The organism is Anatilimnocola aquadivae, assembly GCF_049819085.1.
In the GTDB taxonomy this organism is placed as follows: Bacteria; Planctomycetota; Planctomycetia; order Pirellulales; family Pirellulaceae; genus Anatilimnocola.
Map to the genome: position 1 here is coordinate 4043475 of NZ_CP187419.1, position 15409 is coordinate 4058883.

The following is a 15409-nucleotide window of genomic DNA, read 5'->3' on the forward strand; positions in this document are numbered from 1 at the left end:
GGGCTATTTCCCTTTCCCCAAAAACGTCTTGATCGATTCGTAGATCGCTTCTTTGTTCGCGATTTCGGAGAGGACCAGCTGTTCGTGCTCGCTGCCGAAGGCTTCTTCGAGCACGCGGATGTATTCGCCGCTGCCGTAGGGGCTTTCGACCTGGCCATAGCAGAACAAATTGCAAATCGGCAGCAGTTCGTCCTTGAGCATGGCCAATGATTGGCGGTTGTCTTCGCCCCAGTTATCGCCATCGGAGAACTGAAAGGCGTAGATGTTCCACTGCGTCGGATCGAACTTCTCTTTGATCAGGCTGAGTGCCACTTTGTAAGCAGTGCTGATGCGCGTGCCGCCGCTTTCGCGAGTGTGATAGAAGGTTTCCTCGTCCACTTCTTTTGCAGCCGCATCATGGATGATGTAGCGGCGCTCGATGCCGGTGTACTGACTGCGCAGCCAAGTATCGATCCAAAACGCTTCGGTCCGGACGATCTCCTTTTGGTCGTCGGTCATCGAACCCGAGACGTCCATGATGTACAGAATCACGGCATTCGCGACCGGTTCGGAAACTGTCTGCCACGAGCGATAGCGGCGATCATCTTTGTAGGGGATGACGCGTGGATCGTTCGGGCGATAGCTGCCTTCGGAAAGTTGCCGCTTCAGAGCCTGGACGTAGGTGCGACGGAAGTGTCGCAGCGATTCTGGGCCGACTTTACGCACGCTGGTGTAGCGGACTTTTTCGTCTTCGATGTTCGCTTTACCTTTGGGCTCAATGCGCGGAAGTTTCAGTTCCTGGCCCAGAATTTCGGCCAGTTCTTCCAGCGAGACATCGACCTCCAGCACGTGTTGGCCCTCGTCGCTGCCGGCCTGACCTTGCCCGGGTTCACCATCGCCGCCGGGGGCAATGGGCTGGCCTACCTCACCTTCGCCTTGGCCTACACCACCCTTGCCGTTTTGTCCGTAGCGGAAGTGCGGCACGTCGAGCTGAGGCAGCGGGATCGAAACGAGGTCCTTCCCTTTGCGGCCGATCATCTCGCCGTGCGTGACGTACTTCCGCAGATTTTGGCGAATCTTCCCCTTCACAATCTCTTTGAAGCGGCTGTTATCGCGATCAATCTTCATGACCATGGTCGCACCTTATTTCCGTTTAACATCACCGCGGGCAAAGATGCTGGCCACATAATGCAGCACGTCGCTGGCGCTTTCGTCGTCGTAGCCAAAGTCGCGAATGAGGCGACTCTTCACCACGTCGATCTTCGCTTGCGTGTCCTTGTCGACCACTTGCGAAACCAGGCTGGTGAGCTTGATCGTGTCCTTTTGATCTTCGAACAGTTTCAACTGCAAAGCACGGTACAGGCGTTCGTTCGCTTTGTAATCGAAGGTCTTGCCGTCGATCATCAACGCGCCGATGTAGTTCATGATCTCGCGGCGGAAATCGTCCTTGCGGCTATCGGGAATGTCGATCTTTTCCTCGATCGACCGCATCATCCGTTCATCGGGCTCTTCGGTTTGCCCGGTGAACTTGTTGCGCACCTTTTCACGCTGCGTGTAGGCCTTAATGTTGTCGATGTAGTTCGCGCAGAGGCGTTTGAGCGCGTCTTCGTCGGCAGCAATCGCCCGCTGAACTTCGTTCTTCACGATGTTCTCGTACTCCTCTTTCACCACGCCCAAGAGTTCGCGGTACTTCGCTCGCAATTCTTCGTTGGTGATGAGTGAATGATGCTTGAGGCCCGCTTCGAGTTCGTTCATCACCATGAAGGGGTTGATCGACTTCGAATCGAGATTCGCGACCAGCGCGTTACTGATCTTGTCCTGCACGTACCGTGGGCTGATGCCGTGCAAGCCTTCGCTGATCGCTTCTTCCTTCATCTCCTTGATGTTCTCTTCGGTGAAGCCGGCCAGCGTGCGGCCGTTGTACAGTTTCAGTTTCTGCAGCAACGTCAGACTGGCATTGTTCGGCGGCTCGAGCCGGGTAAGCACGGCCCACATGGCGGCCATTTCGATGGTGTGCGGGGCGATATGCTTCCCCTTCACCTTGCCGGCGTTGTAATCCTTTTCGTAGATCTTGATTTCGTCGCTCAGCCGGGTGACGTAAGGGACGTCGATCTTGACCGTGCGATCGCGGAGGGCTTCCATGAACTCGTTATTCTGCAGTCGGCGATACTCGGGCTCATTGGTGTGCCCGATAATCACCTCGTCGATATCGGTCTGCGCGAATTTCTTCGGCTTGACCTTATGCTCCTGGCTGGCGCCCAGCAGATCGTAAAGGAACGCCACGTCCAGTTTGAGAACTTCGATGAACTCGATGATGCCGCGATTGGCGACGTTAAACTCACCGTCGAAGTTAAACGCCCGAGGATCGCTATCGCTGCCATACTCCGCGATCTTGCGATAGTTGATGTCGCCAGTGAGTTCCGTGCTGTCCTGGTTCTTCTCGTCCTTAGGCTGGAAGGTGCCGATGCCGCAGCGATCTTGCTCCGAGAGAGCGATTCGCTTGACGCGAATGTCTTGAATGACCTGCGTCCAGTCGCCACCGTACTTCTTTAGCCGTTCGGTGTACATGAAGCGGCAGTAGGGGCACAGGTCGCCGACGATCTTCACTTTGTAGTGGTGCTCTTCGGCATTGGCGTTCACCTGGGCGAGCACATCCTCGCGGAATCGCTCGGGAACCATGTGCAGCGGCTCCTCGTGCATCGGGCACCAGTGAATCTCGGTTGGCTCCGCTTCGTTCACCCAGCCCAATGTGTAGACAGCGCCGGCGTCGGTGGTCGAATAGCGCTCAAGGCCACGCTTGAGCAACCGAGCAATCGTGCTCTTGCTGCTGCCGACGGGACCGTGCAACAGCAGCACGCGTTTCTCGATGCCGTAGCCCTTGGCGGCTGACATCAGCGCGTTGACGAAACTTTCGAGCGTTTCGTCGAGGCCGAAGACAGCATCGCGCCCGCCGTTGTCGGGATCGTCGAAAAACTTGAAGTGGGTTCGCTTTACGCCGCGGGACTCGTCGTACACCGTGGTGCCGTACGCAATCACCATGTCGTACACGCGCTCAAAGGCGTTGCGGGCCACCTGAGGCGTTTCACGGACCAAATCGAGGTATTCCTCGAAGGTTCCGACCCAACTCTTGCGGCGGAACTGTTCGAGATCCTGCCGCCCGGCAATCAAAGAAATGATGCTCTTGCCCGTGCTACCTGTCGCCGATGTCATCGCATCGTCCTCCTGAGAACGCGCGTGATAGCTGCACTTTTGGTGCCTAAATTGGCCCCTTCATCCTCGGGCCACTTCATCCACCTGCATGCTGCCTCGCTGGTGATGTTCCGCTTGTGTACCGCTGTTACCTGCTCTAGTCGGATGGCTCTTACCGGTCGTGCCGTGACCGATTTGCTTCTTCTTGAAAGCCGTCACCAAAGTGTGCGCGCAGCAACCCACAATGCTGCTACCCGATTTGGCATAGGCACGACGCGAACCAAGGAGCACAACGGGTAAGACGTCGGTGCTGGCGACCGGCGGGGAGAAGAAGCCGGGCAAGAATGCCGACGCTAAGTTGCGACCGTGAGTCGCTGCGTCTCAAGAACTTGCAAAAGAGCATTCCGTCAGAGGCGAGAGGATCGGTAAGGGGAGTCACACGCTTACAAATGCGTTGGCTCCGGCTGTCCCTAGCCAATCAGTTTCTCCTACCTCTCCTAAGTTAAGGTTATTTCGCCATTTCCATTTCGGCAATAGCACATGCGCGCGAATTTGCCGCTGGCGCGAAAAAACAGCCGCTTTTGCGGCGTTTTCGCGACAAACGGAACGCAGGACGAAAAGTGCAATCGTGGTGGACAAAGCGAGAGCGCCGCTCGTTGCACATTAGAACGCGGGTGAAACATCACCCGCGCCACACTTTCTGAGCTACGCCCGCTCTTACTCCGCCATCAACTTCTTCACCACGGTCTGCAAGATGCCGCCGTTGCGGTAGTAGTCGAGTTCGACGGGGGTATCGATGCGAACGGCGGCAGCAAAGGTCTTGCTGGTGCCATCGGGCGAAGTGGCCTGCACACCGATCTGGGAACGAGGCGAAAGAGATTCGTTGAGGTCGAGAATCTCGAACGTCTCGTCGCCGACGATCCCCAGCGACTTCCAGGTTTGCCCTTCGAGGAACTGCAGCGGCAACACGCCCATGTTCACCAGGTTGCTACGGTGGATTCGTTCGTAGCTCGCCGCGATCACGGCTCGCACACCCAGCAGGTTCGTTCCCTTGGCGGCCCAGTCGCGGGAAGAACCCGTGCCGTATTCAGCACCGGCGAGGATGATGGTCGGGGTGCCCCCAGCCTTGTACTTCATGGCGGCGTCGTAGATGAACATCACCTGCCCCGCATCGGCATCGGCCACCGGCGGCCGGCCAGCAACGTGCCCAGCGCCCAAGTACTTCGTCACGCCACCTTCGGTGCCGGGAGCGAGGAAGTTGCGGATGCGCACGTTGGCGAAGGTACCGCGGACCATCACGCGGTCGTTACCGCGGCGAGCACCGTAGCTGTTGAAGTCGACTGGCTCGACACCGCGTTCCATCAGGAACTTGCCAGCGGGGCTGTTCTTGGCAATGTTGCCGGCAGGCGAAATGTGGTCCGTCGTTACGCTGTCGCCCAGCATCGCCAGGACGCGAGCCCCGCGAATCGGCTTCACCGCAGTGGCGTTGGCGCTGAAGTCTTCCAGGAACGGCGGCTCTTGAATGTAGGTACTGTCCAAGTTCCAGCTGTAGAGTGCTCCTTCAGCGACCTTGATCTGATTCCAGATTTCGTTGCCATCGAACGCACGCGAATAGCGGCTGGAGAACATCTCGGGCTGCACAAAGTCGGTAATCGCTTGCCGCACTTCGGCGTGAGTTGGCCAGATGTCCTTGAGCATCACCGGCCCGTTTGTACCTTCACCAATCGGCTCGTTGAGCAGATCGATATCGGTCGTGCCGGCGAGAGCATACGCGACGACGAGAGGCGGGCTAGCGAGGAAATTGGCCTTCACCAGTGGATTCACGCGACCTTCGAAGTTGCGATTGCCGCTGATGACTGCCGAGGCGACGAGATCGCCTTCTTGCACGGCAGCGGCCACGTTATCGGGCAGCGGACCGCTGTTGCCAATGCAGGTCGTGCAGCCGTAGCCGACGGTCTGAAAACCGAGCGTATCGAGGGCCTGGCTCACACCAGCGCGGTCGAAGTAATCGGTTACCACGCGCGAGCCAGGGGCCAGGCTCGTCTTTACATACGAAGGAACCTTGAGGCCTTTTTCCACAGCCTTCTTCGCGAGCAAACCGGCAGCCAGCATCACGCTGGGGTTGCTGGTGTTGGTGCAGCTGGTGATGGCGGCGATTACGACGGCCCCGTGGCCAATCGTTTCGCTGTGACCGTTCGTCTGCACGGTCCCCTTACGCTTGAGCGCCGCATCGTCGAGTTGAAAACCGCGTTCGGCAACGGGTGCTTTCAGCGACTTCTGCCAATTCTCTTTCATGCTGGCGAGCGAGACGCGATCTTGCGGCCGTTTGGGTCCGGCCAGCGAAGGCTCGACGGTGCCCAGGTCCAGCGTGACGGTTTTGGTGTAGTTCAGCGCCGGCGAACCGGGCGCATTGAACAGACCTTGTTCCTTGCAGTAGCGTTCGACCAGCGAAACTTCTTCGGCGGTGCGACCGGTCTTCTTCAGGAAGTTGAGCGTTTCGTCGTCGATGGGGAAGAAGCCCATCGTGGCACCATATTCGGGCGCCATGTTGGCAATCGTCGCTCGATCGGCCAGCGACATGCGGCGCACGCCCGATCCGTAGAACTCCACAAACTTATCGACCACGCCCACCTTGCGCAGCTGTTGCGTCACGGTTAGCACCAGGTCGGTGGCCGTTACGCCGGGTTGCAGTTCGCCGGTCAGCTCAAAACCGATGACTTCCGGCAACAACATATAGAGTGGTTGGCCGAGCATCACCGCTTCGGCTTCGATGCCGCCGACGCCCCAGCCCAAGACGCCCAGACCATTGATCATGGTGGTATGGCTATCGGTGCCGACGAGCGAATCGGGGAGCGCGACTGGGCCCTTTTTATCGCTGCGGATGAAGACACCCTTGGCGAGGTATTCGAGGTTCACCTGGTGGACGATGCCCACGTCCGGTGGCACCACGCGGAAATTGTTGAACGCGCGTTGGCCCCAGCGGAGAAATTCGTAGCGTTCGCGATTGCGCTTGAACTCCAGATCGACATTCTGCCCCAGCGACATCGAGGTGCCGAAAAAGTCGACCTGCACGCTGTGATCGATCACCAGGTCGACCGGAATGAGCGGATTGATTTTCTTGGGATCGCCGCCCAGACGTTCCATGGCCGAACGCATGGCTGCGAGATCGACCACGCAAGGCACGCCGGTGAAATCTTGCAGCACCACGCGGGCCGGCATGAACGGAATTTCACGCTTGGCCGGTTCGGCCGCGTTCCAAGTAGCGAGGGCCTTCACATCGTCCTCGGTGACGATGTAGCCGTCGCAGTTTCGCAGGGCCGCTTCGAGCAGCACGCGAATCGAGAAAGGGAGTTTGCTCACCTCGCCGAGCCCGAGTTGCTCGAGCTTGCTAAGGCGATAGATGCCCGCCTCGCCGCTGCCGGTCGAGAAGGTGTCGCGGGAGCCAAACGGATCGAAGACGGTAGTGGTCATGGCCTTGCTGGTGGGTGGAAGCCTGCCGGATGGAATACTGCCCAAAATCGCGAAAATACGATCGCAGTGACGCGGTATCGCCCCGCTCGTTGCAGTGGCGATTGTAGCATTCCCGCCGCGCTTTGTAACGTGGCAGATTACGTCGTCTGGCGGACAAGGAATCTGCCTATTTCTCGCTCATCGAAAGCCGATCCGCCGCTTCTTTTCCGCGGCAGAAGTCAGTCACTTTGGCCCCCGGATTGGAGGTCACCATTGGTGACCTCCAATTTTCGAACCGACGTGGGAGGGCGAGGCATCTGCCGAGCCTTGGTGGCAACTTGGGACGAGCGAGGCCAGACTTTGGCGCGGGCCGGCTACGGTTACCGCGATTAGATCTTGAAGTCACAAATGGTGACCTTAAGTGGCCGTCGTTCGAAGAAAGGGAGGCAACGCCAGGGCGCCGGCGACCAAGTCGTTAGGTTGTTATGAAAAATACTGGAATATATTATTGACAAACGATCACTACCGGGCGCTAATGGGAGAAATTGTCTGCGCGTTTCGTGGATCAAGGCGCGAGCCATACGCGGCCAGGCTGGTTCCGTTTTTGTTGGGGGCGGCTATACCTTCGTAGGGCTGCTGGTTGTTGGACATTTGCGCGCCGAGAGAATCGGGCAGCGGCTGAATGAAAATGGGGGCACTCTCGTGAATAGCGTCGTCGGAAAACTGGCCCCGTTCTTGGTTGGTTTGCTCGTCGCGGCGGTGGTTCTGAACCTTGGCTATTTCCTCGGCAGCCTGGTCTTGGAGCCGTTGGCAATGCGTTGGGGATTGAAGAGCCAGCGTCTGCTGGGGCCGTTCTTTTGGGTTTGCCTGGGCGGCGGAGTCGTGACAGGCTTGTTCGCGATGCTGCAGGTTCGGTACTCGATTGCGAAGGGAGCGAAGAAAGAGGTGGGCCATTCCGACCCACCCAGTTCCCACTGAGCAGCAAAGCCCGGCGCGAGACGATGGCGAAAAGGTTATCAAATGGTTTTCAGACGAGCGTCAGAATGACGGGGTTGGACTTTGTAACTGATTGATATGCCTGAGGTTACAGCAACGGGTGCGCCGGAAAGAAGTCGCGAAAAGGTTATCAAAAACGGTTATCACTCCAACCAGGCGATGCGATCGCCAATAACGGCTAGTCTATTCGGGTGGTGTCCAGCAATGGCCGGGCAATTAATGCTAAGAGTGTCAGTATTTGCCTTGTTTGGCGAATCTTGGCTACTAACAATTGCCGGCGAAGTTGGACAAGTAGGATGATTTTGGCCTACAGACTTTTTTCGCCATCGAGACTCTGAGGCAGGTCGCTGAGGTCGTCGAGACCGAAGAGATCGAGGAAGCGACTGGTGGTCCGATACTGGGGTGGAGCCTTGGGGGCCGGGAGTTCGACCTGCAGCAGGTCGCGGCGGACCAGTTGCGAGAGGACGGCTCCGCTGGGCTTGCCACGTAGTCGTTCGACTTCGTCAGCGGCAATGGGCTGCTGGTAAGCAACGACGGCCAAGACGTCGACCGAGGATTGCGACAGACGAGCTTCCTTGACGCGGCCATAGAAGCGGTCACGAATGGGCCCCCACTCGGAGCGAAGTTCCAAGCGATAGCCGGCCCCTTTCGCCACGATGTGATAGACCGAGCCATCGCGGCGATAGGTCTCGTTGAGCTCTTCGATGAACTCGTCGATTTCGGCGGGGGTTACTCCGCGCATGAGGCCAGCGATGTCCTTACTCGTCAGCGGTTCGCCTAGGGGATGACCGACGAATAGCATCGCTTCGAGAATCGTCAGCGGGGTGACTTCGGCGGCCGTGTCATCGTCGCCCGAGATGACTTCGAGTGGTTCGTCGTCGGGGGAACCGGCGGAGGGCTCTTCGGCTGATTCGCCGGTCGCCGGATCGGCTTCAACGTTGGGAGTTTTGGCCGTCGCCTCGTAGGGATCGGCCGCTTGCGTCATTAGCGAGGCATAGGCCTGGCCGAACTCCTCGAGCGAGAGACCGGCATCGTCGGGCTCTTGGAATTGTTCGAGGCCGAGCGATTCGGCCATGTCAGCTGGATCGGGATCTTCAACAACGAGAATGCGCGGGGGAGCAGCGGACTTGGCACGGCGGTTTACACCCGCAGGCTGCGGCGAATCTTCGCTGGGGACGTCTGGTGGCGGATCGCTCTTCGCTGCTTTTTTGCGTGCCATGAACGGAGGCGCTAGTCCTTCCCCTTGTGCTCGACTTCTTTCCAATACTTTTCGAAGGCACCCTTCACGTGAAAATCGGGGCTGTTGTCGAGGTCGTGGCATTCCATGCACTTGCGTTCGGCGACGCCGCCGGCGAGTGGCAGCTTCATGGCGTCGCGACGCTTCAGCACTTCGGCTTGTGCCAGTTGCTCGGCACCACTTTCGGCAGCGACGTGGGCGGAGCCTGGACCATGGCAGTTCTCGCAGCCATTCTGCTTCATGAGGGGCGTACCGCTCAACGACGTATAGCCGGAAGCAAACGGGAAGAACTTTTGTGGCTCCCAGCCTGTGACGTGGCAGCTGAGGCATTCGGGATCGAAGTGCCGCGCGATGTGCCCCCGGTCGCCGGGCGGCGTTACGAGCGAATCGGTGGCATGGGCGTGGGTGGTCTTTTGCCAGATTTCGAAGGCCTTGGTGTGGCATTCGCCGCATTTGTCGGAACCAACAAACTGCAAGCCCGACGGGTGAGGCTGAGGCCGCAAGCCAAGTTCGGTGAGCCCCATTTGTTCGAGCTGTTGCTGATAGTCGGCCAGCAGTTGCAGCATCGCAGGGGAGTCTTTCCAGCGGGCATCGAGCGGGACGCGCTCGTAGCGGAAGGGCATTTTGGGATCGTCGAAGACACCCACCACACCGACGTACATTCCCTTGGTGCCGACCTGAGCCATCTTGGCTTTGCTGCCGGTGATCTGTTCGAGTTCCAAGGTTGGTTCGCCTACGCCACCGGCGGTAACCACCAGGTCGAACAACGGCGCGGCAGCGGCAATGGTGCGAGACTCGGCGAGACTCGCGTGGCACAGCAACACGTTCAGGTCGCACTTCTGGTCCTTGAGTTCGGCACTCACTTTTTCGAGAGCGGCCAATGCAGGCTCGTGAATCAGTTCGTCACCGGCCAGTTTTTGTTCGAACGAGTCGCCCAGCACGGCGGTGATGCCGATCTTCTTGCCACCTGCTTCGATGACCTTGAAACGAGGCTGCAAGCCGCGATCGAGGACCGCGACATTGGCGCCGACGAACATACTGGGCTGATCATCGGGATTGGTAGCGACGGTCAGCTCACCGGCGGTCAGTCGCAGATCGTCGGCACCGAGCGCCACGGCGGAATAGCCCATCGCGCGGAGGGCTTCGGTGGTGCGCTGGAACTTGATTTCGGGCTGTCTGCCAAATCGCTTGCTTTGACTGCCGACATCGATGGCGACCACATTCCAGCCACGCTTCTCTCGCAGATCGTTCAGCAGTGTCTGCCGCCGCGCCAGGCCACCCTTTTGATTCTCGAGGCCCGTGCAGCCGCAGGGTTCGATGTAACCCTGTTGTTGCCCGGTGATAAAAAAGACGAGCTTGGGCTCGGGCCAGCCTGCGAACAAAGGCTGGTCGGGAAGCTTCTTGGTGGTCTTCGCGGGTGGCTCAGCCGGTGGGGTTTCGGCTGGAGTCTTTGGTTCGGTGACGGGTGCTTCTACTGGGGGAACCGCCGCCACTGCGGGAGGTTCTACGGCGGGCTTCGGTTCCGGCGGAGGCGGCTCCGGAGACGGAACCGGGGGAGTGACAGCGGTTTGAACCGGCGGCTGGGGCGGCGGTGGCCGATCGCAACCAAGCCACACGAGCGAGCAGGCCAGCGTGGTGAGTGCCACAGCCAGGGTTCGTTGAATGTATTGCCCACCAACTCGCATGACTGCCTACTTCCTTGTCTGCTGCAAACTTGTCTGGTTCAAACGCTGGCCGGTCATTCCGTGACCGCATATCGCACCAGGATGACAAACTCTTTGATTAACGGGTGCGTGGTCGACAATCGAATTACACCGGCGGTTTCAAGCGTGGTTCCTAATTTGGAAATGGGCTTGGTATCTGCGGGAATGGTTACGGTCAGCGGATACCGAGCGACCTGCGGATTGTCGGTCGATGGTTCGCCGAGTTTTACCTGCAAGTCTTTGGGTTCCACGTTCTTGATTTGCAGTTCGGTATTGTGGCGATGGGGTCCCTTGACGATCACATGCACAGTAATTGTCTTGCTCTTACCGGCTGTAACCGCTCCGATCGGGATGATGCTTTGCTCGCTCGCCACTCCAGGGCCAACCACCACAATGTCGCCGACCACGCGACCTTCGATGGGAATCTCCAGAGGCGAGGTTTCGGCTAAATTGGTGGTCAGGCGGATTGTCTGCGCCACGGTGCCGAGTGGCAAGCCGGATTTGACGCGAATTGCCACTTCGACCCCCGATTTGGCCCCTTTTTCCTCCGCCAGTTCGGCTTCGTCAAGGTCGCGAAACTCAGCACTGAAGGAACCGGCAGTTTCGGTCTTGACGAAATCGTGCATGGCGACTGCTAGCTGCTGGTCGCCGCGGAAGGAGAAGACCTTGAACTTGCCCAGGGTATCTTCACTGGCCGAAAACGACCCTAGCGAGAGATGTGCCCGGTCGGCACGCAGGGCGTCGATGATCTTGCCGTGAACATGCAATCGCACCAAAGGCTGGCGTGGATCGCTCGTCTTGATCTCGGCCGATTGGGAGAATTCCATGTCGCCGGTTTTGGCCGTCCAGTTCAGCTTAATGGGGGCGGTCTCGCCGGGCTTCAGATCGCCATCCTTCATCTCGCTCATCGTGCATTTGCAAGTGGTTTGGCCTTTCTCGAGACGGAGCGGCTGGTCGCCGTCGTTGCGTAGTTGGAACACATGCTCGCCCTCGGCATGCCGGTCCATCTGGCCAAAGTCGAAGGTGCTACCGCCGACCAGAGTCACCTTGGGTCCGCTCGCGCCGGTGGCACTGGCATTGTCGGTGGATGTTAGATAAACATCGGTCGGCAATTGCTCGCTAGCGAACTCTCGCCGAGTCGAGGCGATCCCTAAGCCAATTCCGACGCCCAAACAGATAATGACCAGCACAAGAGTTTTCATGACTTCAGGCCCTCGGAATCTACTTTTGATCGGGAGCTTGTTCAGGCGGGGAAGTTTCTACTCCCCGCAGTCGGGCAACGACGATGGCTGCGTTGCCTGCGGCGATCTCTTCAGTCGTGGGGGCTGTGCGGGTCGTCGTTTGAGGATCGTACAGCATCGTCTTTTCTAACTTCTTGTCGACGTGCGGGCAAAGGGCATCGAGTCGCGCTGCCTCATCGGCCGCCTTGCGAGCATCTTCAACGAGCCCCTGCTCGCTGTAGATTGAAGCCAACTGAGCATGCAGAAAAGCGTTGTTCGGATAGCACTGAATGGCCGCTTCGTACGCAGCTGCCGCGTCGGCTAACAGGTCTTTGTTTTTGGTCTTTCGCGAAGCCATCAGCAGCCATTCACCCCGCTGCTGATGTTGGTTGAAGTGATGGGGACTCGCCTGTTGATAGGCGGCCATCGCTTCGACAAAGGGTTGCCAGTTGCGCGGCACCGACTTGTTCAGCCAGACGTTGAACTGCAGGTTGGCTAGAAACCGGCGGAGTGCGGGCGACCAAGGATCAGCGGCTATCGCTTGCTCGGCGAGACTGATCGATTGTGGCGTGCCAACAAAATCGGGGCGTGAGGCTTCGCGCAGCCGCTCGGCCGTTGCTCGCATCTGCAAGTGTTGTCCCGCGAGCACCGGCTTGTACTCGGTATAGTTGCAAGCAATTAAGGCCACCATGCACACGACTGCAGCGACCAAGCTGATGACTTGCTGCGGAGATTGAATGCTCAAGCCTTCTGCAGGTATTGCTTCAGGCTGCACTTCTTCACGATCGGGCCGCAAGGCGATGGCCCACAACAACCAAGCGGTGTTCATCACGCCCGGGAAGATGGCGGCTCCCGCCGCAAGCAGATTCACCAGTAAGGCCGCGAGACCAACCACCACGACCGAACGAGGAAGCTCGCCGCGCTCGATCCAATCTCGCAACAGGTAGAAACCAAAGCCGAAGCAGATCGTGCCGGTGACCCACATGATCGGCAAGCCGAGCGCCGTGTCTTGCGAGTCGAAGCTGAGGTGAGTGGTCTCCAGTGGATCGAAGACAATGATGCCCAGCAACGCAGCAAGCATCAGCCCGATGAACGACCCGATAAAGATTGCGAAGGCACCAATCGGAAAGCTGCTGAACGGTTTGGGCTCGATGTCGGCAGTGGCGATTGCCGGCGTGATCGTCGATTCACTCCTCGGCTGGCGAGCCAGTTGCCAAACCGTGGTGAACATCAGCGCGACAAGAGCGAGCAAAGCGGGAGTGCCAGCGGTGCTCCAAACTTCTAATAGAAAATTGTGTGGATCGGCGACGGTCTCGCTGGCCTGAGGCAACTTGTGTTCGGCATATCGTTCTTGAAAGTTACCGGGGCCCACGCCGAGCCAGGGGTGATCGCCGATCATGGCCGCTGTGGCTCGCCAATACTCCACGCGATAGAGAACGGACTTTGGCGATTCGCTGAGCACCTCGGCATCGAGCCCCTTGAAGGCGACGGCCGCCAGTCCGAGCAACAGCACGACGGCCGAAATGCCGACTGGCCAGCGCCAATCGAGTTGCCAGCCCGAGCGACGACCAAAGGTTAAGATCAGCACGCAACCTCCGGCTGCTGCCAGCCAAGCCGTGCGACTCTTCGTCAGCACGAGAACGCCGGAAATAATCACGGCCAGTACGAGGAACACAGCGATCGTTTGCAGCGACTCGCCCTTTTGCACTAACCAGAATGCCAAGCCCAACGAGACGAGCATCCACGGCAAGAGAAAACCAGCGAGTGAGTTGGTGAGGGCAAACTCTGCCACCGGTTCCAAGCTGTTGATGCGGTTCTCGGCCATTGCCAACACGGGGCCGCTCGCCTCGGCCGTGACTCCCATTTGATCGAGAATCAGCTGGGGATTGTTCTTGAATTCCTGCCGCAACGCGGGCTGACCGATGAAGTACTGATAATAGGCATGCAAGGCCACCGCCGCGGCCAGCAGCACCATCACCACGACGACGGCTCGCGTCTCTTGCCCCGTCAACAACTGCTGGCGCATCACAATTGCCAGCGCGCCATAGGCGGCCCATTGCCAGGCGGCATTCCAGGCGTGCCGTTCGTTGCCATCGCAGAGCGCGGCGCTCAGCACGTGCCAACCCACGAGAATCACCACGCACAAGTCGGGCCAGGCCCAGCGGCGATTCGGCGAGGCGGTGAGCGCGGAACCAGCGAGCGAGATCAGGGCCAAAGCCAGCCAAAGCACATGCCAGGTTGCGCCGGTCCCTTCGGAGATGATGCCTTCGCTCGCGACGAGCGGCGTCGAAACGAGCAGCGCCGTGGCTAAGGCCAGAATAGCGGGACGAACGTAGTTACCAAAGATCGCAATGAGTTGCGCGGCAAAGCTTGTGGGTGGTTGCTTCGCTAAAACTTCATCGGTTGGACCGCGGCGGCGTTTCATGGCTGCTTGATCTTTCGCCTGGCGGTAGTTTCCAAAATGGCAATGAGCGACAGGGTGCAGCCGACGATCATCATCAGCAACACGGCGCCCAGCGTATCGACCCGGTGTAACAAGACCGCTGCGAGCCCGCACAGCGCAGTGGTCAAGTAAACCGTCAGCACCGCTTGCGGTTTTGTCAAACCTAAGTCTACGAGCCGATGCGAAAAATGGTTCTTGTCGGCCTTAAAAATACTCTGCCCGGAACGAATGCGAATGGCCAGCACAGTTACTAGGTCATACAGCGGCACGGCCATCACGCACAGCGGAGCTAGAATCGCATGCCGTGACTCGCTCTGGTAGCCGGTGTAGCTGGCCAGGAGGGTCGCGACGGCAATGTTAAAGCCCACAAAGTAGCTGCCCGCATCGCCCATGAAGATTTTGGCCGGCGGCCGATTGTGCCATAAGAATCCCAGCAAAGATCCGGTTAAGACGAGCAGAAAGCCGGCTACAAAAAACTGAGGCCCCAGTGATTCTGGGTTGGGGGCAATGAGCATGACTACGGCGAGAAAGCCGGAGGCGATGGAGGCAATTCCCGCTGAGAGCCCATCCATGTTGTCGAGCATGTTGAACGAGTTGATTAGCGCAACGATCCAGAGCACCGAAAGGAGCCCGGTGAACCAAGGCTGGTCAATGAATGCCGTCAGCCGCAGATTCGGGATGAAATAGACGCAAGCCGCGGCCACCGCGAACTGGGTCGCCATTCGTACCTGCCACGAGAGCCCCCAGCGATCATCACTGAGGCCGAGCAGCATCAGCACGGTGCCGGCCAACAGCAAAATCCAAAGCTTCAACTGCTGGGCTTGGATTCCGGCCAAATGTGGTAGCGCGAAATCCGGCACCATGGCTCGCAGCGATTCGTTGGTGCTAATCGCCAGCAGGCCAAGCAATCCGAAGGCAAATGTTCCGATGACGCCCAGCCAGATGCCGACGCCCCCGCCGAGCGGCGTGGGGGTCACATGCACTTTGCGCTGGTTCGGATGATCGACCAAACCCCAGCGTGGACTCAGCCTTCGCATGGCTGCCGTACTCGCGAGCGCAAGCAAGAACGCTGGCAGCACCGAGCCCAGCAGAAAGATCAGCGTTTGGCGAAAAGTCATGAGTGGAATAGCAGGAAAACAATGAGAGCCCGCGTCTTGCGAACTCCAACGCATCGATTCATTTCTACCATCCC

Annotated in this window: 10 protein-coding genes; 1 reads left to right on the top strand and 9 read right to left on the bottom strand. The window is 58.8% G+C overall.

Going from position 1 to position 15409, the window contains the following annotated elements:
* Positions 1–3 precede the first annotated feature (3 nt).
* The 4 genes from NA78x_RS16125 to acnA form a co-directional block, all read right to left on the bottom strand.
* Positions 4–1113, bottom strand: a complete 1110-nt coding sequence (locus NA78x_RS16125) for a DUF444 family protein (RefSeq protein ID WP_425613392.1) — start codon at positions 1111–1113, stop codon at positions 4–6.
* Positions 1114–1122: 9 nt separating this feature from the next.
* Positions 1123–3189, bottom strand: coding sequence for a PrkA family serine protein kinase (locus NA78x_RS16130; RefSeq protein ID WP_425613393.1), 2067 nt, complete (start codon positions 3187–3189; stop codon positions 1123–1125).
* 60 nt (positions 3190–3249) lie between these two features.
* Positions 3250–3510 carry a hypothetical protein gene (locus NA78x_RS16135; RefSeq protein WP_425613394.1) on the bottom strand — a complete coding sequence of 87 codons (261 nt, stop codon included), beginning with the start codon at positions 3508–3510 and terminating at the stop codon, positions 3250–3252.
* A 375-nt stretch (positions 3511–3885) separates the two neighbouring features.
* Positions 3886–6639, bottom strand: coding sequence for an aconitate hydratase AcnA (gene acnA / locus NA78x_RS16140; protein ID WP_425613395.1), 2754 nt, complete (start codon positions 6637–6639; stop codon positions 3886–3888).
* A 681-nt stretch (positions 6640–7320) separates the two neighbouring features.
* Between acnA and NA78x_RS16145 the strand changes: the two genes are divergently transcribed.
* Positions 7321–7596: a hypothetical protein gene (locus tag NA78x_RS16145; protein ID WP_425613396.1), complete on the top strand. Its 276-nt coding sequence runs from the start codon at positions 7321–7323 to the stop codon at positions 7594–7596.
* A gap of 325 nt (positions 7597–7921) precedes the next feature.
* Here NA78x_RS16145 and scpB read toward each other — a convergent pair whose 3' ends face one another.
* The 5 genes from scpB to NA78x_RS16170 are packed head-to-tail and all read right to left on the bottom strand — an operon-like array spanning position 7922 to position 15335.
* Positions 7922–8833, bottom strand: a complete 912-nt coding sequence (gene scpB, locus NA78x_RS16150; protein ID WP_425613397.1) for an SMC-Scp complex subunit ScpB — start codon at positions 8831–8833, stop codon at positions 7922–7924.
* An 11-nt stretch (positions 8834–8844) separates the two neighbouring features.
* The gene (locus tag NA78x_RS16155; protein WP_425613398.1) at positions 8845–10536 is read right to left on the bottom strand and encodes a multiheme c-type cytochrome; all 1692 of its coding nucleotides are present in this window, start codon (positions 10534–10536) and stop codon (positions 8845–8847) included.
* A 53-nt stretch (positions 10537–10589) separates the two neighbouring features.
* Entirely contained in the window at positions 10590–11756 is a 1167-nt protein-coding gene (locus NA78x_RS16160; protein ID WP_425613399.1) for a DUF1573 domain-containing protein, read from the bottom strand.
* A 19-nt stretch (positions 11757–11775) separates the two neighbouring features.
* Positions 11776–14199 carry an O-antigen ligase family protein gene (locus NA78x_RS16165; protein ID WP_425613400.1) on the bottom strand — a complete coding sequence of 808 codons (2424 nt, stop codon included), beginning with the start codon at positions 14197–14199 and terminating at the stop codon, positions 11776–11778.
* Positions 14196–15335 (bottom strand): MraY family glycosyltransferase, encoded by a 1140-nt coding sequence (locus NA78x_RS16170; protein WP_425613401.1) that lies wholly within the window; start codon positions 15333–15335, stop codon positions 14196–14198. Before NA78x_RS16170 ends, NA78x_RS16165 begins: the two co-directional genes overlap by 4 nt.
* Positions 15336–15409: the final 74 nt, after the last annotated feature.